Here is a 20,002-nt window from a genome sequence, read left to right on the forward strand (position 1 = left end):
TTCAGTCCGCAGGCTTGCGCTTGGCGCGGGCCCGTTCCAGCACTGCTTCGATGATGGAACGCTTCTTGGCCAGCACAGCCGGGTCGGTGTGCTGGGAGTGTTCTGCAATGTCGGACACTTTTAGTGTGGCCTTGGCAAGCAGGCGCTGCTCCTGCTCCTGGACCTCGCGTGCCAGGCGCGCACTGCGCGCCTCATAGCGATCACGCGCCTGCTGGGCTTCTGGCGCTGACCAGGCCTGCCAGCCGGTGGCCTCGCCGCTCACGTTTTCCAGCAGGATGCAGTCCACCGGACATACCGGCAGGCACAGTTCACAGCCCGTGCAGTGGGCTTCTATGACAGTGTGCATGCGCTTGTTGGCGCCAAGAATGGCATCCACCGGGCAGGCCGCAATGCACAGGGTGCAGCCTATGCACCAGTCCTCGTCCACAAAGGCCACAGTGCGTGGGCCCTCGGCACCGAAGTCCGGGTCAATCGGCTTTACCGCGTGTCCGGTGATGGCAGCCAGACGCAGCACGCCCTCGGCGCCGCCGGGTGGGCACTGGTTGATATCCGCCGCCCCAATGGAAATTGCCTGGGCATAGCCCAGGCAATCCGGATAGCCGCAGCGCTTGCACTGCGTCTGGGGCAGGGCGTCATGGATGCGCCCAATCAGTGGGCTGGTCATGGCGCCCGCAAGCTTCACTGCTTGGCAGCAGTCACGCGTTTGGCAACCGGCTTTTTGGTGGCAACCGGCACGGCTTTGAGACCTGGCTGGGCGACAACCTTGGCGCTTGCCTTCACTTCGACGGACTTGGGAGCCGCCGTCTTCACCACCACTTGCTTGGCAACCGCAGCAGACTGCGTGTTATGGCTCAGGATGAAGGCCTTGACCACCGGATACACATGCTCGCGCCAGCGGCGGCCCGAGAAGATGCCGTAGTGGCCCGCACCCTTGGCTTCAAAGTGGGTTTGCTGGCTCTTGGGCACGCCACTGCAGATGTCGTGCACGGCGCGCGTCTGTCCGGAACCGGAGATATCGTCGAGTTCGCCTTCCACCGACAGCAAGGCGGTGGTCTTGATGTCGCCAGGGCGCACGCGCTCGGGCTTGCCTGCGGGGTTCTTTACGTCCCAGGTGCCACTGACCAGACTGAAGTCCTGGAACACCACGCGGATGGTTTCCAGGTAATAGTCAGCGTCCATGTCCAGCACGGCGTTGTACTCGTCATAAAACTTGCGGTGGGCGTCGGTGCTGGCGTCATCACCCTTGATCAGGTCCTTGAAGTAATCGTAGTGGCTGCGGGCATGGTGGTCGGGGTTCATGGCGACAAATCCGGTGTGCTGCAGGAAGCCCGGATAGACGCGACGACCGGCTCCGGGGAAACTGCTGGGCACGCGGTAGATCACATTGTTCTCAAACCAGCTGTGGCTCTTGTTCATGGCCAGGTTGTTGACGGCGGTGGGCGATTTGCGCGCGTCGATGGGGCCGCCCATCATGGTCATGGTCAAGGGGGTCTTCTCGCCGCGGCTGGCCATCAGGGAGACTGCAGCCAGCACAGGCACCGTGGGCTGGCAGACGCTCATCACATGGCAGTTGCCATAGATGCCCTGCACGTGGCGGATGAAGTCCTGCACATAGTTGACGTAGTCATCCAGGTGGAACTCGCCTTCGCTCATGGGGATCAGGCGGGCGTTTTTCCAGTCGGTGATGTAGACCTTGTGGTCTTTCAGCATGGTCTTGACCGTATCGCGCAGCAGGGTCGAGTAGTGGCCAGACAGAGGGGCCACGATCAGCACTGCAGGCTGGCCCTTGATCTTTGCCAGTGTTTCCGTGTCGTCGCTGAAGCGCTTGAAGCGGCGCAGCTCACAGAACGGCTTGGTGATCTCAATGCGCTCATGAATGGCCACATCCACGCCATCCACATCAATGGTGCGCAGGCCGAATTCGGGCTTCTCGTAATCCTTGCCCAGGCGGTGCATCAGTTCGTAGGTGGCAGACAGACGCTGCGAAAACGGGCTCTGACCGGCCAGTGAGAGCGGGTTGGAGTAAACCTTGGCGGCGGCCTGGGCCAGATCCGCAAAAGGTTCCATCAGGGAGCGTTGGGTTTCATAAAGCTGGTACAGCATGGATCACTCTCTTTGTAAAATGGTGCAGTGCAATATAACAGTTTGATTCAAGCTAAAGTGGGTCGCTTGCTCTAAGTATGCCGCGCAGGGCATTGCGGCTGTGCGTGCCAAAGTTTGCCATTGTTTCAGCTAGGGCAGCGTCGAGCCGGTTTCGCTCGGGACTATCGCGTTTGATGAGTTCCGACAAAAGGTTGCTTCCTGTTTCCCGGGCAGCAAGGTCAAAGCCCGCGTCGGCGGCAAAAGCCGCTGGCAAGGCCGCAGTCAGGGTTTGAGCCAGTGCGAGTGCGGCACGACTAGATTGCAGACTAACTACATCCCGCATGTAGCGCTCACTCCAGTCCGTGTAGCCCCGGTCTTTGTCTGTATTGCGCAGTGCCTTCTCCAATGCGGTTTCCTGCTTGTTGGCCGCCGCGCGCAGCAGCAACTCGCTCTGGTATTTTTCCACAACCAGGCAGCGATTGGAGCGTAGCTGGACCAGTTCGTCTTTCATGCCTGGCAGACCGACAAGAGCCAGTGCCTGGGCACTGAGCAGCTTGGTATTCGGCTCTCCGGGCACCAGGGCGGCCCGCAAAGGTTGTGTCAGGTCTTGCAGGTAGTGCAGTGACAGCCCGGCAAAGCGCCAGCCCCAATAGGCGTGCCCTGTTCGGAAAGCCAAGGCGGCCAGCGTAGAGAATTGGTGAAAGCGCAGCAGTATCAGGTTGCGCCGGACGGTCGGGATGCCCAGCTTCACCAGCCGGCTCTCGTGCATAAAGCCTGAATGGAAAGGGATGTGGGAATCCTGGGCGACGGCGGGGTTGCCGTAAGGCTGGGGGCCAAAACCGTAGACGCGGCCCCAGTCTGATGGACTGTCTTCAAACAGATGGATGTCCAACCCCAGGTCGGGTTCGCCTGTGGCGGTTGCAAGCACGGTCAGCGCCGCAACCAGTTCGCCCGACTTTAGCGCCCCATATCTGTAGCCGGATCCTGTGGCCTCGGTCTGGGTGCTGACTGCTGCAGAAGGCAGGCGTGTTCCCGATGTGGGGTTCCAGGGGTCGCTTTGGGTGTACAGCGCAAAGCGGCTGTCGGGTGCCACGCGCAGGGCCCGCAAGAAGGCCAGTCTGCGGGACTCATCTGACCGGCCGGGGTCGGCCTTGAAGGCGAGTTCTGCCGGGCGCGCCGGATACTTTTCGATGCTGGTCAAACCCCAAGCCTCCTGGCTGGCCAGCAAGGCTTCCAGGGTGTATTCCTCGGCACGTAAAAAAGCTTCCAGTGGCTCGACGGTGACGCTGGGCGCACTGGCCACCTCGGGCATGTTCTCAAAGGCCCGGTAGCTGGCCAGGCTGTGATTTTCCCAAGCCATGGCCTGCATGGTTGCCAGCCCTGCCAGCAGCAGGACCACGGAATGGAAAAATCGCGTCAAGGCAGCCTTACATCACTTTGGCGATGCAAGCGCAGACGTAGTCGATGTTTTTGCTGTTGAGCGCGGCAACGCACATGCGGCCGGTGTCGGTGCCGTACACACCAAACTCATTGCGCAGGCGCACCATCTGGTCCTTGGAGAGGCCTGAGTAGCTGAACATGCCGATCTGGGTGGTGATGAAGGACATGTCCTGCTGCACACCCGCGGCCTTCAGGCCGTCCACCAGCTTCTGGCGCATGGCCTTGATGCGCACGCGCATCTCGCCCAGTTCCTTTTCCCACAGGGCGCGCAGCTCGGGGTTGTTCAGCACGGCGGCCACCACGGCGCCACCATGGGTGGGCGGGTTGGAGTAGTTGGTGCGGATCACGATTTTCAGCTGGCTCAGCACGCGGCTGGCTTCTTCCTTGTCGGAGCACAAGACGGAGAGGCCACCCACACGTTCGCCGTAAAGGCTGAAGCTCTTGGAGAATGAGGTCGATACAAAGAAGTTCAGGCCAGCGGCCACAAACTTGCCGATCACCGCGCCGTCTTCCTGGATGCCGTAGCCAAAGCCCTGGTAAGCCATGTCCAGGAAGGGGGTGAGTTCTTTGGCTTTCACCACGGCAATCACCTGGTCCCACTGGGCGGGGCTGATGTCATAGCCGGTCGGGTTGTGGCAGCAGGCGTGCAGCACGATGATGGTGCCAGCAGCTGCGGCATTCAGGCTGGCCAGCATTGCATCAAAATTGACGCCGCGCTTGGCTGCGTCGTAGTAGGCGTAGGTATCGACCACAAAGCCCGCGTTGGTGAACAGGGCGCGGTGGTTTTCCCAGCTGGGGTCGGAAATCAGCACCTTGGCATTGGGGTTCAGGTGCTTCAAAAAGTCGGCACCAATCTTCAATCCGCCGGTGCCGCCAATGGCTTGCACGGTGGCCACGCGGCCAGAGCTTACCGGCTCGCTGTCGGCACCAAACACCAGGGTCTTGACGGCCGCGTCATAGGCGGCAATGCCGTCGATGGGCAGGTAGCCGCGGGCGGTGGGCTTGTCCATCATGGTCTTTTCGGTAGCCTGGACGCATTGCAGCAGGGGCAGCTTGCCGTTGTCGTCGAAATACACACCCACACCGAGGTTGACCTTGTTGGGGTTGGTGTCGGCGTTGAACTGTTCGTTCAGACCCAGGATGGGGTCGCGGGGGGCCATTTCGACGGCGGAGAAGAGAGACATGGACAGAACCTGTGGAGGAGTTAGGGAATACCCCGGATTTTACTTGCGTCTGGCCTTGACACATTTGGCCTTGAATTGGCGGGACTTGTAGGGATGGGCAACGCCGCCAGTGCTGAGCTGGTCTACAGTGCGTGTTTTGCCCTTGCGGATTTTTCGCCATGCCTGTTTCCAAGTCCGTTGCCCCTGTCGCTGCAGTTGCCGAGTCCGCAGACGCGGAACGTACCGGCACCTTTGTGCGCTACCCCGATTCGCCCTTTGAGCTGTACCAGCCGTACCCTCCAGCGGGCGACCAGCCCGAGGCCATCCGCCAGCTGGTGGAAGGCGTGAACGACGGCGAGGTGTTCCAGACGCTATTGGGCGTCACCGGCTCCGGCAAGACCTTCACCATGGCCAATGTCATCGCCCAGCTGGGCCGACCGGCCATTGTGTTTGCACCCAACAAGACCCTGGCTGCGCAGCTCTACAGCGAGTTCCGCGAGTTCTTCCCCAAGAACGCGGTCGAGTACTTCGTCAGCTACTACGACTACTACCAGCCCGAAGCCTATGTGCCCCAGCGCGACCTGTTCATCGAGAAGGACTCTGCCATCAACGAGCACATCGAGCAGATGCGCCTCTCTTGCACCAAGAGCGTGATGGAGAGGCGCGATGTGGTGATCGTGGCCACGGTATCGGCCATCTACGGCATCGGCCAGCCCGAGGCGTACCACAAGATGATCATGACGCTGCGCGTGGGCGACAAGCTGGGCCAACGCGACATGATCAGCCAGCTGGTGCGCATGCAGTACCAGCGCAATGACATCGACTTTTCGCGCGGAGCTTTTCGCGTGCGCGGCGACACCATCGACATCTTCCCGGCCGAGCACTCGGAGATGGCCATCCGCGTGGAGCTGTTTGATGACGAGATCGAAAGCCTGCAGCTGTTTGACCCGCTCACCGGCCGCATACGCCAGAAAATCCCGCGCTTTACCGTCTACCCCAGCAGCCACTACGTGACCCCGCGCGAGCAGGTGCTGGCCGCTGTGGAAACCATCAAGCTGGAGCTGGCGGATCGCCTCAAGGAATTTCTGTCCATGGGCAAGTTGGTGGAGGCGCAGCGCCTGGAGCAGCGCACCCGGTTTGATCTGGAAATGCTCAGCGAGGTGGGGCACTGCAAGGGCATCGAGAACTACTCGCGCCACCTGAGCGCCGCCTTGCCAGGCGAGCCCCCCGCCACCCTGACCGACTATCTACCCAAGGACGCGGTGATGTTCCTGGACGAGAGCCATGTGCTCATAGGCCAGTTTGGCGGCATGTACAACGGCGACAGGGCGCGCAAGACCACGCTGGTGGAATATGGCTTTCGCCTGCCCAGCGCGCTGGACAACCGGCCGCTGAAGTTCGATGAGTTCGAAGCCCGCATGCGCCAGGCCATCTTTGTCTCGGCCACCCCCGCGCAGTGGGAGAAGGACCATGCCGGACAGGTGGTGGAGCAGGTGGTGCGCCCCACCGGCCTGGTGGACCCCGAGGTGGAGGTGCGCCCGGCGACCAGCCAAGTGGATGATGTGCTGCAGGAAATCCGCATCCGCGTTGAGAAGAACGAGCGCGTGCTCATCACCACGCTGACCAAGCGCATGGCCGAACAGCTCACCGACTACCTGAGCGACAACGGCGTCAAGGTGCGCTACCTGCACAGCGATGTGGACACGGTGGAGCGGGTGGAAATTCTGCGCGACCTGCGCCTGGGCACGTTTGATGTGCTGGTGGGCATCAACCTCTTGCGCGAAGGCCTGGACATCCCCGAGGTCTCGCTGGTGGCCATTCTGGATGCGGACAAGGAGGGCTTTCTGCGCTCCGAGCGCTCGCTCATCCAGACCATAGGCCGTGCGGCCCGCAACCTGGAGGGCAGGGCGATTCTGTATGCCGACAAGATCACCGACTCCATGTCCCGCGCCATGGGCGAGACCGAGCGCCGCCGCGCCAAGCAGGTGGCCCACAACCTGGAGCGCGGCATCACGCCCCGGGCCATCGTCAAGAAGGTGCGCGACCTGATAGACGGTGTGTACAGCGAGAAGGCGGGCAAGGAAGCCGAGCGCCTGGAGCGCGACGCCGTGGCCCGCGCCCAGGTGGAAGATATGAGCGAAAAAGACGTGTCCCGTGAGATCAAGCGGCTGGAGAAGCTGATGATGGAACACGCACGCAACCTCGAATTCGAGAAGGCCGCCCGCGTGCGCGACCAGTTGCACATCCTCAAGGAACAGGCCTTTGGCGCGCCGGGTTCGGACAACCTGGCCATCCTGCCCATGCCTTCTAAATGAGCACTGAATCAGTCTGACCCTTTGATTTGGTCGGGATTGCGACTGGACAGTCTAGTTACCCGAGCAGAACGCTTGGTTTCTTGCTATACTTGAGCCAGTTAGTCAACCAAATGGACAAAGGAGTTCGCCATGCGTCTCACTACAAAAGGCCGTTTCGCCGTTACCGCCATGATCGATCTGGGCCTGCGCCAGGCCGGTGGGCCTGTGACCCTGGCCGCCATCAGCCAGCGCCAGCAGATTTCGCTGTCTTACCTGGAGCAGCTGTTTGGCAAGCTGCGCCGCCATGAGCTGGTGGAATCCACCCGCGGCCCGGGTGGCGGCTACACCCTGGCACGCAAGGCCAGCGACATCACCGTGGCCGACATCATCGTCTCGGTGGATGAACCGATTGACGCCACCCAGTGCGCAGGCAAGGAAAACTGCCTGGGCGAGGGCAACCGCTGCATGACCCACGATTTGTGGGCCTCACTGAATACGCGCATGGTCGAGTTCCTGGACTCGGTCACCCTGCAGAAGCTGGTCGACGAGCAACTGGCCAAGGGCCTGCAGATCGAAGACAAGCCCAGCGTCAAGCGTGCCATCTCGGCCATGCCGGCCGTCAAGCCCATCCGCATCAATGCGCCGAACTCGGTTTTTGCCTTGGGCAATGCCTTCTCAAAGAGCTGAAACCGTTCAGTGCTTGCACTGAGCCTTCCCCTATTTACCGTTAGTACCGAGCGATTCATGGACACCACGCCCCACTTCCCCATCTACATGGATTACAGCGCCACCAACCCCTGCGACGAGCGGGTGGTGGACGCCATGGTTCCCTGGTTGCGCAACCATTTTGGCAACCCCGCTTCCCGCAGCCACGCCTGGGGCTGGGAGGCCGAAGCCGCTGTCGAAAAAGCCCGCGAGCAGGTGGCAGCCCTGATCGGTGCCGACCCGCGTGAAATCGTCTGGACCTCAGGCGCCACCGAGTCCAACAACCTGGCCCTCAAGGGCGCTGCGCACTTCTACAAGACCCGCGGCAAGCACATCATCACCGTCAAGACCGAACACAAGGCCGTGCTGGACACCTGCCGCGAGTTGGAGCGCCAGGGCTTTGAGGTGACCTACCTGGACGTGCAAAGCGACGGCCTGGTGGACCTGGAAGCGTTTAAAGCGGCCATCCGCCCTGACACCATCCTGGCCAGCGTCATGTTTGTGAACAACGAGATTGGCGTCATCCAGGACATCGCTGCCCTGGGCACCATCTGCCGCGAGAAGGGCGTAATTTTCCATTCGGACGCAGCCCAAGCCACCGGCCGGGTTGACATCGACCTCACCACGCTGCCCGTGGACCTGATGAGCCTGACCTCGCACAAGACCTATGGCCCCAAGGGCATCGGTGCCTTGTTTGTGCGCCGCAAGCCGCGCATCCGCCTGGAAGCGCAAATGCACGGTGGCGGCCACGAGCGCGGCATGCGTTCGGGCACGCTGCCCACGCACCAGATTGTGGGCATGGGCGAGGCCTACCGCATTGCCAAGGCGGAGATGCACGAGGAAAACACGCGCATCCGTGCCCTGCACGACCGGATGCTCAATGGCCTCAAGGACGTGGAGCAGGTGTTCATCAACGGCCACACCGAAAAGCGTGTGCCGCACAACCTGAACATGAGCTTCAATTATGTGGAGGGCGAGTCCCTCATCATGGGTATCAAGGGCCTGGCGGTCAGCAGTGGTTCGGCCTGCACATCGGCAAGTCTGGAGCCCAGCTACGTGCTGCGCGCCCTGGGCCGCAGCGATGAGCTGGCGCACAGCAGCCTGCGCATGACGATTGGCCGCTGGACCACCGAAGCGGAAATCGACTACGCCGTGGACACCATCAAGAAGAACGTCGCCAAGCTGCGCGACCTGAGCCCTCTTTGGGATATGTACAAAGACGGCATCGACATAAGCACCATCCAATGGGCTGCTCACTAACCGCGTCGTCAAAATGACCCATGGCTTTGTCGCCCTTGCTTGTCGTGCTAAACGCACTGCCTTCGCAAGCGCTTCGCGCCCTGGGCCATTTGTGACTTAGCGGATACGTTTCGAATTTTTGGAAGTTGAAGAGGTAAACAAAATGGCTTACTCAGAAAAAGTTGTAGATCACTATGAAAACCCGCGCAACGTCGGCTCCTTTGACAAGAGCGACGAAGACGTAGGCACCGGCATGGTGGGTGCGCCCGCCTGCGGTGACGTGATGAAGCTGCAGATCAAGGTGAACCCCCTGACCGGCGTGATTGAAGACGCACGTTTCAAGACCTATGGCTGCGGCTCGGCTATTGCGTCCAGTTCCCTGGTGACCGAGTGGGTCAAGGGCAAAACCCTGGACCAGGCAGCGGCCCTGAAGAACAGCGAAATCGCCGAAGAGCTGGCTCTGCCTCCCGTTAAGATTCACTGCTCCATCCTGGCAGAAGACGCTATTAAAGCGGCCGTGGACGACTACAAAAAGAAACATTTGAACTGATATGGCCATCTCCTTGACCGAGGCCGCAGCACGCCACGTCACCCGTTACCTTGCCAAGCGTGGTAAGGGCGTGGGCGTGCGTCTGGGTGTCAAAACCACGGGCTGCTCCGGGCTGGCTTACCAGCTGGAATACGTGGACGAATTCGCCCCCGAAGACATGGTGTTTGAAGGCCATGGCGTCAAGGTGCTGGTGGACCCCAAGAGCCTGGCCTATATCGATGGCACCGAGCTCGACTTTGTGCGCGAGGGGTTGAACGAAGGCTTTCGCTTCAACAACCCCAATGAGCGGGACAAATGCGGCTGCGGTGAGTCGTTCCGCGTGTGAACCTGCAGGACGATGACTTTGAACTGTTCGGGCTGGACCGGCAGTTCGAACAGGACCGCGCCGCAGTGGATGCGCGCTGGAAAGACCTGCAACGCGAAGCCCACCCGGACAAGTTTGCAGCGCAGGGCGCAGCAGCACAGCGTGTTGCCATGCAATGGTCGGTGCGCATCAATGAGGCCTACCAGCGCCTGAAAGACCCGATCAAACGGGCCGCCTATCTGTGTGAGTTGGCGGGTTTTCCCATCAACGCCCACAGCAACACCGCCATGCCTGCAGGTTTCCTGATGCAGCAGATGGAGTGGCGCGAGGCACTCGACGATGCACGGGGGCTGGAGCCGCTGGAAGAGCTGGCGGAAACCGTGCAACACAGCAAAGAGCAGATGCTGTACCACTGCGCAGTGCTGCTTGATGATCAACAGGACTACGCTGCCGCAGTCGGTCTGGTGCGGACTTTGATGTTTATCGAAAAGTTCACCCAGGACCTGAACCGGCAGCTGGACCAATTCGCTTAGCTATTTGGCACAAAGAGACGATGGCGCTACTACAGATTTCCGAACCCGGCCAGTCCCCCAACCCGCATGAGCGGCGCATTGCGGTGGGCATTGACCTGGGAACCACCCATTCATTGGTAGCCTCGGTGCGCAATGGCGTGGCCGAGTGCCTGCCCGATGCAGAGGGGCGGGTGATCCTGCCCAGCGTGGTGCGCTACCTGGACGCGCAGCGCCGCCAGATTGGCTATGACGCGCTGGAAAACCAGGTGAATGATCCGGGCAACACGATTGCCTCGGTCAAGCGCCTGATGGGCCGTGGCCTCAAGGATGTGGCCCAAGCCGCCAAGCTGCCCTATGCGCTGGTGGACACGCCCGGCATGGTCAAGGTGCGCACCATCGCCGGTGAAAAGAGTCCGGTGGAAGTGAGCGCCGAAATCCTGGCCACCCTGCGCTTCCGTGCCGAAGACAGTTTCAATGACGACATCTTTGGCGCGGTGATCACCGTGCCCGCCTACTTTGACGACGCCCAGCGCCAGGCCACCAAGGACGCCGCGCAACTCGCCGGCCTCAACGTGCTGCGCCTGATCAACGAGCCCACCGCAGCGGCCATTGCCTATGGCCTGGACAACGCCGCGGAAGGCGTTTACGCCGTGTACGACCTGGGCGGCGGCACCTTTGATATCTCCATCCTGCGCCTCTCAGCCGGTGTGTTTGAAGTGCTGGCCGCCGGGGGCGATTCGGCCCTGGGCGGCGACGATTACGACCGCGCCCTGGCCGACTGGCTGCTGCAGGAAGCCGGCCTGACGATTGACTCCATGGAAGACCAGGCGCGCCTGATGGCCCATGCGCGGGAGTGCAAGGAAGCGCTGTCCTCTGAAGAGATCGTTACCGCCGAGGTGGAGCTTTCCACCGGCGCTATTGACGTGGCACTCAACCGCGAACAGTTTGAAGCCGCTACCATCGCACTGACCCAGCGCACCCTGCAAGCCATCAAAAAGGCCCTGCGCGATGCAGCACTTACCAAGGACGACATCAAGGGTGTGGTCATGGTGGGCGGCTCCACCCGCATGCCGCAGGTGCGCCGTGCGGTGGGCGAGTTCTTTGGCCAGGAGCCGCTGGTCAACCTGAACCCCGACGAGGTGGTGGCGCTGGGCGCTGCCATCCAGGCCAACCAACTGGCCGGCAACAACCCGGATGGCGATTTGCTGCTGCTGGATGTGATTCCGCTCTCGCTGGGCATTGAGACCATGGGTGGCCTGGTGGAGCGCATCGTGCCGCGCAACCAGACCATCCCCACCGCCATGGCGCAGGACTTCACCACCTACAAGGACGGCCAGACTGCGCTGGCCCTGCACGTGGTGCAAGGGGAGCGGGACCTGGTGGCCGACTGCCGCAGCCTGGCGCGCTTCGAGCTGCGCGGCATACCGCCTATGGCTGCCGGTGTGGCCCGCATCCGCGTCACCTTCACCGTGGATGCCGATGGCCTGCTCAACGTGGGCGCCAAGGAACAGGTGAGCGGCGTGGAAGCACGCATCGACGTCAAGCCCTCGTATGGCCTGAGCGACGAGCAGATCGCGCAAATGCTCAAGGACAGCTTCAGCACTGCTCAGCAGGACATGCAGGCCCGCGCCCTGGTGGAAGCCCGTGTGGACACCGACCGCCTGCTGCTGGCCACACGCAGCGCGCTGGCTGTGGATGGCGCGTTGCTGGACGCTACTGAGCGCGCTGCGATTGATGCGGCCATGCTGGCCGCCGAACAGTCCCTCGCCAGCCCGGATGCCGCCCACATTGAGGCCGTGGCCAAAGAGCTGGCACAAGCCACCGAGGCCTTTGCTGCCGCGCGCATGAACCACGGCATTGCACAGGCCCTGGCCGGCAAGAACATCGCAACCATTTAAGTCACCACCATGCCCATCATCAAAATCCTGCCGCACCCGGAATACTGTCCGCAGGGCCGCGACATCAACGCACCGGCTGGCACCTCGATCTGTGAAGCCTTGCTGGAAAACGGCATCAACATCGAGCACGCCTGCGACATGAGTTGCGCCTGCACCACCTGCCATGTGGTGGTGCGCGAGGGCTTCAACTCCCTCAACGAACTCGAAGAAACCGAAGAAGACCTGCTGGACCGTGCCTGGGGTCTGGAGCCCAATTCGCGCCTGAGCTGCCAGGCCATCCTGGCGCAAAAAGACCTGGTGGTGGAGATCCCCAAGTATTCCATCAACCACGCCAAAGAAAACCACTGATTTATCTTTTTGCCTGAGCGTGGGTTGGGGTGCTTCTGTCGTGCCTGCGTGTGGGTGCGCCGAAGGGGCAAGGGTGGGCTCCTCATGGTGGAGTACCACAAATCGTCGCCCACCCTCGCCCCTCCGGCTCATAGTGGCGTTGTTTCACTTGCCGAGAAATACCGAATTCCAATTGCCACATACCAGGTACTAATCGGGGCTCACGGTATTGAAACGCTGGCTCGCCCAAGGTCGCGTGGGAAGGGGCTATGCCGGGCGCCGATTTGCGGTACTCCGCCATGAGGTGCTCGGCATAGCCCCTTCCCGCGCAGCGCGAGAGATAAGCCTCACTTTGCGTTACATCGCAGGATGCATTGAAGTATTTGACTAGGGCAAAATAGACCGATGCGCCAAATTTTTCTGGATACCGAAACCACCGGCCTGTACGCTGATCAAGGCGACCGGGTGATTGAAATCGGTTGTGTCGAGCTGTTCAACCGCAAGCTCACCGGCAACAATCTGCATTTTTACCTGAACCCCGGACGCGACAGCCACGAAGAGGCCCTGCGCATCCACGGCCTGACCACAGAATTTTTGCGCGACAAGCCGAAGTTCGAGGCCGTGGCCGATGAGCTGCTGGCCTACATCCAGGACGCCGAAGTCATCATCCACAACGCCAGCTTTGACATCGGCTTTTTGAATGCCGAGCTCAAGCTGATTGGCAAGCCGCTGTTCAAGGAACATGTGACCAGCGTGGTCGACACCCTGGTCATGGCCAAAGAAATGTTCCCCGGCAAGCGCAACAACCTCGACTCGCTGTGCGACCGCCTGGGTGTGGACAACTCCGGACGCACCCTGCACGGCGCACTGCTTGACGCCGAACTGCTGGCCGATGTCTACATCAACATGACACGCGGCCAGGACGCCCTGCTCATGGATGTGGGCGAACAGCAGGAGCAGGGCGGCATCCCCGTGGAACGCGTGGACCTGTCCACCATTGACCTTATTGTGCTGAGCGCCAACCAGCAGGAGCTCGCAGCCCATGCCGAAGCCATGCAACAGATCGACAAAGCCAGTGGCGGCAAAGCTTTTTGGAAAGAAGCGGCCTGATTGAAAAGGCGGCGTGTTTTTCTGGTTATAATTTGAGGCTTCCTGAACAGCATTCAGGGCGATTAGCTCAGGGGTAGAGCACTGCATTCACACTGCAGGGGTCGCAAGTTCGAAACTTGCATCGCCCACCAGATCAAGGACTTGGCGTCACGCCAAGTCCTTTTTTTATTGCTGCTCCGACTTGCATTGCCAACGTAGAATGCAGCGCAAATCAATACGGCGCCCGAGTCGGGAAACAATATGCAAGAGCAGACAACCTACCCCGCACTCCTGGCGATCGAAACCATGCCTGCGCCTCTGTCGCAGAAGGCACCTTTGGCACCGGTCGATACAGCCCGCAAGTCAATCGGCTCCCGTGGCTTGGGGATTGCAGTCGCTGTCGTGTTGGTGCTGTGGGCGCTCACGCAGTGGTGGTGAACTGCCGCACCAGCGCAAGTCAAAGCCAGTAGCTATTTGTCCACGGAGGCCGACCAGCGGTCGCCCCAGCCTTTTTGCAGATCACGCCGGTCCCGCTTGGTGGGGCGTCCGCCTTCAATGGACAGCGCAGGCTCAGGGCTCAGGCGACGGCGCTCGGCAGTGGCCTCCCTGAGCTGTTTGCTCTCTTCGGTTTCTTCATACAGCAAGGCCGCCGCGGTGGCAGAGCCGCGCTGACCGCTCAAGCCCGTGACGTTAACAGTGCGCGGCACTTTGGCTTGCAGCAGCACGACGCTGTCGCCCACCCGGATCTCGCGCGAGGCTTTGACGTCGGCTCCATTGACTTGCACATGGCCCTTGTGCACCTCTTCCGTGGCCAGTGAGCGCGTCTTGTAAAAGCGCGCCGCCCACAGCCATTTGTCGATGCGAACCTTGTCCATGTGCTCAGCCGGTCATGTCTTCTATGACTGGCACCTCAGGTGTCAGCACCGGGCCGTGCCCGCTGAAGCGGTCCAGCACCACATACAGCACCGGCGTGATGAATAGCGTGATGGCTTGGGAGAAAACCAGTCCACCGACCACGGCCAGGCCCAGGGGCTGGCGCAGCTCGGCGCCGGCGCCTACGCCCAGCGCAATCGGCAGGGCGCCCATCAGGGCAGCCATGGTGGTCATCATGATGGGGCGAAACCGCATGATGCAGGCCTCGCGGATGGCCTGCTGCGGTGTCATGCCGTGGTGGCGCTGCGCGTCCAGCGCAAAGTCGATCATCATGATGGCGTTCTTCTTCACAATGCCGATCAGCAGCACGATGCCAATGGTGGCAATCAGCGTCAGGTCCTGGCCGAACAGCATCAGGGTGGCGAGCGCACCCACGGCGGCCGAAGGCAGGCCGGCCAAAATCGTCAGCGGGTGGATAAAGCTCTCGTACAGCACGCCCAGCAACACGTAAATCACCAGCAGGGCGGCGATGATCAGGATGGCCTGGCTGCTTTGCGAGCTCTTGAATACAGCGGCGTCACCACCGTAGCTGGTGATGATGGAGCCAGGCAGCTGGATGGCTTCACGCGCTGCATCAATGCGGGCCGTAGCGTCACCCAGAGCAGCGCCAGGTGCCAGGTTGAAGGACACGGTGACGGCCTGCAACTGGCCCACGTGGTTGATGGAGGTGGCGCCCACCGTGCGTTCCACGGTGGTGAAGGACGACAGTGGCACCAGTGCCCCGGTGTTGGCGCGCACAAAGACGGCGTTGAGCGCCAGTTCATCCTGCTTGAATTCGGGTGCCAGCTCCATGATCACCTTGTAGCTGTCGGTGGGCAGGTAGATGGTGGAAACCTGGCGCTCGCCAAAGGCGCTGAACAGGGCCGAGCGGATCGCGTCAATGGACACGCCCAGGGAATTGGCGCGGTCCCGGTCAATCTTGAGCTGGGCCTGCAGGGCGCGCAGCTGGGCGTCGCTGGTCACATCGCGGAACAGCGGGTCGGCACGCAGCTTGTCCTGCAGTTTGCTGGCCCAGCCATTGAGCTCGTCGGCCTTCACGCTTTGCAGGATGTACTGGAACTGCGCCTTGCTGGGCCGCCCACCCAACTGCAGGTTCTGCACCGGGCGCATGAAAACATTGATACCCGCCACCTCGCGCAGCTTCTTGCGCAACCCCTCGACTACCTGCTTCATGGGCTTGCGCTGGTTTTGGGGCTTGAGGGTGATGAACATGCGCCCGGTGTTGAGCGCACTGTTGCCGCCGTTAAACGAATTGACTGCCGCCACATTCGGGTCGGCCCGGAAGATGGTGGCTGCACGCTCCTGCAGGCGCACCATCTCGGCAAAGGAAATGTCTTCCGAGGCTTCGGTGGACACCTGGATCTGGCCGATGTCTTCCTCGGGAAAAAAGCCCTTGGGAATCACCATGAACAGCCAGGCGGTGGCGGCAAAGGTAGCAGCGGCCAGCAGCAGAATCAGCTTGCGATGGCCCAGCGACTTGTCCAGCAGCCGGGTGTAGCCAGCCAGCAGGTTGTCAAAGCCGCGTTCAAACAGCTTGACCACATAGCCGGGAGGCTTTTTGTGTGCATCATCGGTGAGGAAGCGGCTGGCCAGCATGGGCACCAGGGTCAGCGACACAAAGGCCGACACCACAATCGACAGGCCCACCACCACCGCAAACTCGTGGAACAAGAGGCCAATCACGCCGGGCATGAAGAAGATCGGGATGAACACCGCAATCAGCGAGGACGAGATGGAGAGGATCGTGAAGCCCACCTCGCGCGCGCCGCGCAGGGCGGCCTGGAAGGGTTCCTCGCCGTTTTCGACGTGGCGCATGATGTTCTCCAGCACCACGATGGCATCGTCCACGACCAGGCCCACGGCCAAGGTGAGGCCTAGCAGGGAGATATTGTCCAGACTGTAGTTCAGGCCCCAGAGCAGCGCCACGGCACCAATCAGGGAAACAGGGAGGGACAGCGTGGGGATGACGGTGGCCACAAAGCGGCGCAGGAACAAAAAGATCACCAGCACCACCAGCACAATGGTGCCTGCCAAAGTCAGGGTCACATCGTGCAGGGCTTCGCGCACCGAGACCGAGCGGTCATTGATGGGGGTGAGCGACACCGACTGCGGCATCTGGCTTTGCAGAGCGGGCAGGGCAGAGCGGATGGCGTCCACCACGCGCACGGTATTGGCGCCGGGTTGGCGCAATATGGCCAGGGTGATGGAAGCCTCGCCGTTGAAGGTGGCCGCACTCTTGAAGGTCTCTACACTGTCTTCCACGCTGGCCACATCTTTGAGCCGCACCGGGTTGCCAGCACGCATGGCGACAATCAGGTTGGCATAGGCCTGTGCATTTTGCAGTTGCTTGTTGGCCTGCACGACCAGGGTTTGCTGTGGGCCGTCCAGTGTGCCCACCGGTGTGTTGACGTTGGCCCCGCGCAGGGCGGCGCTCAGTTCGTCGAGCCCAAGGTTGGCGGCCGTCAACGCCGCAGGCTTCACGCGCACGCGGATGGCAAAGCGTTTGGAGCCAAACACATTCACCTGGGCCACACCATCCAGAATGGACAAGGTGGGTGATATCAGGTGTTCCGCATAGTCCTGCAGGTCAGAGGGCGCCAGTGAGGGCGAACGCATGGAGATCAGCAGCACCGGGGCGTCGGCCGGATTCACCTTGCGGTAGGACGGTGTTTCCGTCATGTCGGTAGGCAGTGCGCGCTGGGCCCGCAAGAGCGCGGCCTGCACGTCAACGGCCGCCGCGTCAATGCTGCGGCCTTCGTCAAACTCGAGGGTCAGCGAGGTGCTGCCCAGGATGCTGGTGGAGCTGATGGTTTTGAGGCCCGGCACGGTCTGAAACTGCTTCTCCAGCGGCAGGGCCACGGCGCTGGCCATGGTTTCGGGGTTGGCGCCGGCAAAGTTGGCAGACACGTTGATCACTGGCGTGTCGTAGCTGGGCAGGGCCGCCACCGGAATGCTGCGGTAGCCAATCACACCCGCCAGCACAATGGCCAGGTTCAGCAGCACCGTCATCACAGGACGGCGTATGAACAGCTCCGAGATATTCATGGCTTGCTGGTTCCAGAGGCTTGCGACGCGGCGGCCTTGCTGGCGTCTGCCGCTGCAGTGCCGGATGCAGCAGCAGCGGGCGCTTTGGCACGCTCTACCAAGGGGCTGCCAGGCCGCACATTCTGTTTGCCGTCCATCACCACTATGTCGCCGGGCTGTATGCCGGTTACGGCTGCTTCAGTGCCCTCGGCATACACCACCTTGATGGGCTGCAGCCGTGCTTTGCCATCGTCCAGCACATACACAATGGTGCCGCGCGTGCCTTGCACCACGGCCGCTTGCGGGATGGTGGTGGCGTCTGCCAGGGTAGTCACGGTTTGCGAGATGTCCACATACGCGCCGGGCCATAGCTTGCCTTCCTTGTTGGCAAATACGGCTCTGGCCTGCACCGTTCCGGAGCTGGCCGTGACGCTGTTGTCCACAAACTGCAGTCGCCCCTTGAAGCTGCCGCCGCCGTCGGCCAGCTTGGCCGTGACCGGCGCACCTCCAGCCTTGAGGGCCGCCAGGGCATCGGGCAGATTGCGCTGCGGGATGCTGAAGGCAATGGCAATCGGGTCGAGCTGGGTAATCGTCACCAGCGAAGTGGTGTTGGCCTGCACCAGGCTGCCCACCGACACATTCACCACACCAGCCCGACCTGAGATGGGCGCTGTGATGCGGTCAAAGGACAGGCTGACTTTGCTGGCATCAATGGCGGCCTGGTCTGCCACCGTGCTGGCCGAGGTGGACTCCACCAGCGTCTGGGCCGTGTCCACCGCGCCTTGCGAAATAAAGTTCTGCGCAAACAGTTGCTTGGCCCGCTCAAATTGCCGCTTGGCATCGGCCACAGCGGCCTGGTCTTTCACCAACTGGGCGCGTGCCTTGGCCAGGTTGGCCTCGTCGGTACGGGAGTCCAGCGTAATCAGCAACTGCCCGGCCTTCACAAACTGTCCATCTGAAAAATGCAGCTTGGCCACCGTGCTGGTGACCTGGGAGCGCAGGTCCACGCTGGTCAGCGGCGTGACGATGCCATTGCCCTGCAGGTTGACCGGGAAGTCCCTCTTTTGCGCTTTGACGGTGGTGACGGTGACGGGTTGCAAGGGGGCAGAGGCTGTGGCTGCCGGGGCGCTAGCGGCGGCCGTCGGTGCACTGGCAGGTGCTGCCGTCTCTGTTTTGCCTGAACAGGCTCCCAAGAGCAAAGCTGACATGACGCAGAGCGTGGGGAGCGTAGTACGGGCAATTGATTTCATGGTTTCAAATCATAGGGCCGCAAGATGAAGCAAATCTGTTTCAAGGCGGCCGTGGGTAAAGCTGGCGTAAAAGCGTGAGAACCGGCGCCTAGGCTTTGGCACCCAGCGCCAGCGCAGCCGTACGGCTGGCTGCCAGCACCTGAGGATCGACCGTGTCCAGCGTATTCCAGCCAAGCAGATGCTGCTGTGTCACGTTGCACAGGGCGGTGATCCACTCCGGGTCATCGTTCAGGCAGGGGATGTAGTGAAAAGTCTGGCCGCCGGCGTGCAGGAAGGCCTCGCGCGCTTCCATATTGATTTCTTCCAGCGTCTCCAGGCAGTCGCTGGTGAAGCCCGGGCAGATCAGGTCCACGCGCTTCACACCGGCTTTGCCCATGGCAATCAGGGTAGGCTCGGTGTAGGGCTCCAGCCATTTGGCCCGGCCCAAGCGGGACTGGAAGGTGACCTGGCACTGGTCTTTGGACAGGCCCAGCTTTTCGGTCAGCAGACGGGCGGTCTTGAAGCACTCGCAGTGGTAGGGGTCGCCCAGGTGCAGGCTGCGCTCTGGGATGCCATGAAAGCTCATCACCAGTTTGTCGGGCAGGCCATTCTTTTTCCAATGCCGCAGCACGCTGGCGGCCAGGGCGGAAATGTAGTCGGGGTGGTCGTGGTAGTGGTTGATGAAGCGCAGCTCAGGCAGCGCGCGTGTTTTTTGCGCCCACTGGTAAACCGCATCAAACACGCTGGCCGTGGTGGTGGCCGAATACTGCGGGTAGGCCGGCACTACCAATACACGGGTCACGCCATCGGCCTTCAGAGCATCGAGTTGCGAGGCAATCGAGGTGCTGCCGTAGCGCATGGCCCAGCGCACCTTCACATGGTGGTTGCGCTGGCCCAGCCAGCCTTGCAGCAGTTTGGCCTGCTTCTCGGTCCAGACCTTGAGCGGGGAGCCTTCGGGTGTCCAGATGCTGGCGTACTTGGCGGCTGACTTGGCCGGGCGAAAGCGCAGGATGATGCCATGCAGGATCAGCAACCACAGCAGGCGTGGAATCTCCACCACGCGCTGATCGCTCAAAAATTCGGCCAGGTAGCGGCGCACCGCCTTGGTTGTGGGTTCATCGGGCGTACCCAGGTTGCACAGCAGCACGGCCGTGCGCGGCACCTGGCCATGTTGGAAGGGAGGTTCGGGAGAGAAGGGCATGGGGTATTCTCC

18 protein-coding genes and 1 tRNA gene are annotated in these 20,002 nt (G+C 61.6%); 11 read left to right on the plus strand and 8 right to left on the minus strand.

Annotated elements, in window-relative coordinates; genetic code table 11:
- Position 1 precedes the first annotated feature (1 nt).
- The 4 genes from rsxB to DIC66_RS00500 are packed head-to-tail and all read right to left on the minus strand — an operon-like array spanning position 2 to position 4,706.
- Positions 2-664 (minus strand): electron transport complex subunit RsxB, encoded by a 663-nt coding sequence (gene rsxB / locus DIC66_RS00485; protein WP_117174076.1) that lies wholly within the window; start codon positions 662-664, stop codon positions 2-4.
- 14 nt (positions 665-678) lie between these two features.
- Positions 679-2,103 carry a polyhydroxyalkanoate depolymerase gene (locus tag DIC66_RS00490; RefSeq protein ID WP_117172987.1) on the minus strand — a complete coding sequence of 475 codons (1,425 nt, stop codon included), beginning with the start codon at positions 2,101-2,103 and terminating at the stop codon, positions 679-681.
- A 52-nt stretch (positions 2,104-2,155) separates the two neighbouring features.
- On the minus strand, positions 2,156-3,502 hold the full coding sequence (locus DIC66_RS00495) for a phospholipase C/P1 nuclease family protein (RefSeq protein WP_117172989.1): 1,347 nt from the start codon (positions 3,500-3,502) through the stop codon (positions 2,156-2,158).
- A gap of 7 nt (positions 3,503-3,509) precedes the next feature.
- Positions 3,510-4,706 (minus strand): amino acid aminotransferase, encoded by a 1,197-nt coding sequence (locus DIC66_RS00500; protein WP_117172991.1) that lies wholly within the window; start codon positions 4,704-4,706, stop codon positions 3,510-3,512.
- 158 nt (positions 4,707-4,864) lie between these two features.
- On the opposite strand from DIC66_RS00500, the gene uvrB reads away from it, so the two are divergent.
- From uvrB to DIC66_RS23040, 11 genes are all read left to right on the plus strand, one after another.
- Positions 4,865-7,000, plus strand: a complete 2,136-nt coding sequence (gene uvrB / locus DIC66_RS00505) for an excinuclease ABC subunit UvrB (RefSeq protein WP_117172993.1) — start codon at positions 4,865-4,867, stop codon at positions 6,998-7,000.
- A 129-nt stretch (positions 7,001-7,129) separates the two neighbouring features.
- Positions 7,130-7,666: a Fe-S cluster assembly transcriptional regulator IscR gene (gene iscR, locus DIC66_RS00510; RefSeq protein WP_117172995.1), complete on the plus strand. Its 537-nt coding sequence runs from the start codon at positions 7,130-7,132 to the stop codon at positions 7,664-7,666.
- A gap of 57 nt (positions 7,667-7,723) precedes the next feature.
- On the plus strand, positions 7,724-8,944 hold the full coding sequence (locus DIC66_RS00515; RefSeq protein ID WP_117172997.1) for an IscS subfamily cysteine desulfurase: 1,221 nt from the start codon (positions 7,724-7,726) through the stop codon (positions 8,942-8,944).
- A gap of 142 nt (positions 8,945-9,086) precedes the next feature.
- Complete coding sequence (gene iscU / locus DIC66_RS00520) at positions 9,087-9,473, plus strand: Fe-S cluster assembly scaffold IscU (protein ID WP_117172999.1); 387 nt, start codon at positions 9,087-9,089, stop codon at positions 9,471-9,473.
- A 1-nt stretch (position 9,474) separates the two neighbouring features.
- Positions 9,475-9,798 carry an iron-sulfur cluster assembly protein IscA gene (gene iscA / locus DIC66_RS00525; RefSeq protein WP_117173001.1) on the plus strand — a complete coding sequence of 108 codons (324 nt, stop codon included), beginning with the start codon at positions 9,475-9,477 and terminating at the stop codon, positions 9,796-9,798.
- Positions 9,795-10,310 carry a Fe-S protein assembly co-chaperone HscB gene (gene hscB / locus DIC66_RS00530; protein ID WP_117173003.1) on the plus strand — a complete coding sequence of 172 codons (516 nt, stop codon included), beginning with the start codon at positions 9,795-9,797 and terminating at the stop codon, positions 10,308-10,310. Before iscA ends, hscB begins: the two co-directional genes overlap by 4 nt.
- 20 nt (positions 10,311-10,330) lie before the next feature.
- Positions 10,331-12,187 carry a Fe-S protein assembly chaperone HscA gene (gene hscA / locus DIC66_RS00535; RefSeq protein WP_117173005.1) on the plus strand — a complete coding sequence of 619 codons (1,857 nt, stop codon included), beginning with the start codon at positions 10,331-10,333 and terminating at the stop codon, positions 12,185-12,187.
- 9 nt (positions 12,188-12,196) lie between these two features.
- Entirely contained in the window at positions 12,197-12,535 is a 339-nt protein-coding gene (gene fdx / locus DIC66_RS00540; RefSeq protein ID WP_117173007.1) for an ISC system 2Fe-2S type ferredoxin, read from the plus strand.
- Between the two features lie 384 nt (positions 12,536-12,919).
- Complete coding sequence (gene dnaQ, locus DIC66_RS00545) at positions 12,920-13,624, plus strand: DNA polymerase III subunit epsilon (protein WP_117173009.1); 705 nt, start codon at positions 12,920-12,922, stop codon at positions 13,622-13,624.
- Positions 13,625-13,680: 56 nt separating this feature from the next.
- Positions 13,681-13,755, plus strand: a tRNA-Val gene (locus DIC66_RS00550).
- A gap of 109 nt (positions 13,756-13,864) precedes the next feature.
- On the plus strand, positions 13,865-14,041 hold the full coding sequence (locus DIC66_RS23040; RefSeq protein WP_158558812.1) for a hypothetical protein: 177 nt from the start codon (positions 13,865-13,867) through the stop codon (positions 14,039-14,041).
- A 32-nt stretch (positions 14,042-14,073) separates the two neighbouring features.
- Here the strand turns inward: DIC66_RS23040 and DIC66_RS00555 are convergent, their stop codons facing one another.
- The 4 genes from DIC66_RS00555 to hemH all read right to left on the minus strand — a co-directional run bounded on the left by DIC66_RS00555 (position 14,074) and on the right by hemH (position 19,990).
- Entirely contained in the window at positions 14,074-14,478 is a 405-nt protein-coding gene (locus DIC66_RS00555; protein ID WP_117173011.1) for an RNA-binding S4 domain-containing protein, read from the minus strand.
- Positions 14,479-14,482: 4 nt separating this feature from the next.
- Complete coding sequence (locus DIC66_RS00560) at positions 14,483-17,581, minus strand: efflux RND transporter permease subunit (RefSeq protein WP_117173013.1); 3,099 nt, start codon at positions 17,579-17,581, stop codon at positions 14,483-14,485.
- Entirely contained in the window at positions 17,578-18,660 is a 1,083-nt protein-coding gene (locus DIC66_RS00565; protein ID WP_158558813.1) for an efflux RND transporter periplasmic adaptor subunit, read from the minus strand. The genes DIC66_RS00560 and DIC66_RS00565 overlap by 4 nt, the downstream gene beginning before the upstream one ends.
- A gap of 238 nt (positions 18,661-18,898) precedes the next feature.
- Entirely contained in the window at positions 18,899-19,990 is a 1,092-nt protein-coding gene (gene hemH, locus DIC66_RS00570) for a ferrochelatase (RefSeq protein ID WP_117173017.1), read from the minus strand.
- Between the last annotated feature and the right edge of the window lie 12 nt (positions 19,991-20,002).

Origin of the sequence: Rhodoferax lacus, from assembly GCF_003415675.1 — a bacterium.
Classification (GTDB): Bacteria; Pseudomonadota; Gammaproteobacteria; order Burkholderiales; family Burkholderiaceae_C; genus Allorhodoferax; species Allorhodoferax lacus.

Bases quoted from the DNA above. Each gene is read 5' to 3' on its own strand.
- rsxB (WP_117174076.1), bottom strand. From the start codon at position 664: ATGACCAGCCCACTGATTGGGCGCATCCATGACGCCCTGCCCCAGACG.
- DIC66_RS00490 (WP_117172987.1), bottom strand. From the start codon at position 2,103: ATGCTGTACCAGCTTTATGAAACCCAACGCTCCCTGATGGAACCTTTT.
- DIC66_RS00500 (WP_117172991.1), bottom strand. From the start codon at position 4,706: ATGTCTCTCTTCTCCGCCGTCGAAATGGCCCCCCGCGACCCCATCCTG.
- uvrB (WP_117172993.1), top strand. From the start codon at position 4,865: ATGCCTGTTTCCAAGTCCGTTGCCCCTGTCGCTGCAGTTGCCGAGTCC.
- iscR (WP_117172995.1), top strand. From the start codon at position 7,130: ATGCGTCTCACTACAAAAGGCCGTTTCGCCGTTACCGCCATGATCGAT.
- DIC66_RS00515 (WP_117172997.1), top strand. From the start codon at position 7,724: ATGGACACCACGCCCCACTTCCCCATCTACATGGATTACAGCGCCACC.
- iscU (WP_117172999.1), top strand. From the start codon at position 9,087: ATGGCTTACTCAGAAAAAGTTGTAGATCACTATGAAAACCCGCGCAAC.
- iscA (WP_117173001.1), top strand. From the start codon at position 9,475: ATGGCCATCTCCTTGACCGAGGCCGCAGCACGCCACGTCACCCGTTAC.
- hscA (WP_117173005.1), top strand. From the start codon at position 10,331: ATGGCGCTACTACAGATTTCCGAACCCGGCCAGTCCCCCAACCCGCAT.
- fdx (WP_117173007.1), top strand. From the start codon at position 12,197: ATGCCCATCATCAAAATCCTGCCGCACCCGGAATACTGTCCGCAGGGC.
- dnaQ (WP_117173009.1), top strand. From the start codon at position 12,920: ATGCGCCAAATTTTTCTGGATACCGAAACCACCGGCCTGTACGCTGAT.
- DIC66_RS23040 (WP_158558812.1), top strand. From the start codon at position 13,865: ATGCAAGAGCAGACAACCTACCCCGCACTCCTGGCGATCGAAACCATG.
- DIC66_RS00555 (WP_117173011.1), bottom strand. From the start codon at position 14,478: ATGGACAAGGTTCGCATCGACAAATGGCTGTGGGCGGCGCGCTTTTAC.
- DIC66_RS00560 (WP_117173013.1), bottom strand. From the start codon at position 17,581: ATGAATATCTCGGAGCTGTTCATACGCCGTCCTGTGATGACGGTGCTG.
- hemH (WP_117173017.1), bottom strand. From the start codon at position 19,990: ATGCCCTTCTCTCCCGAACCTCCCTTCCAACATGGCCAGGTGCCGCGC.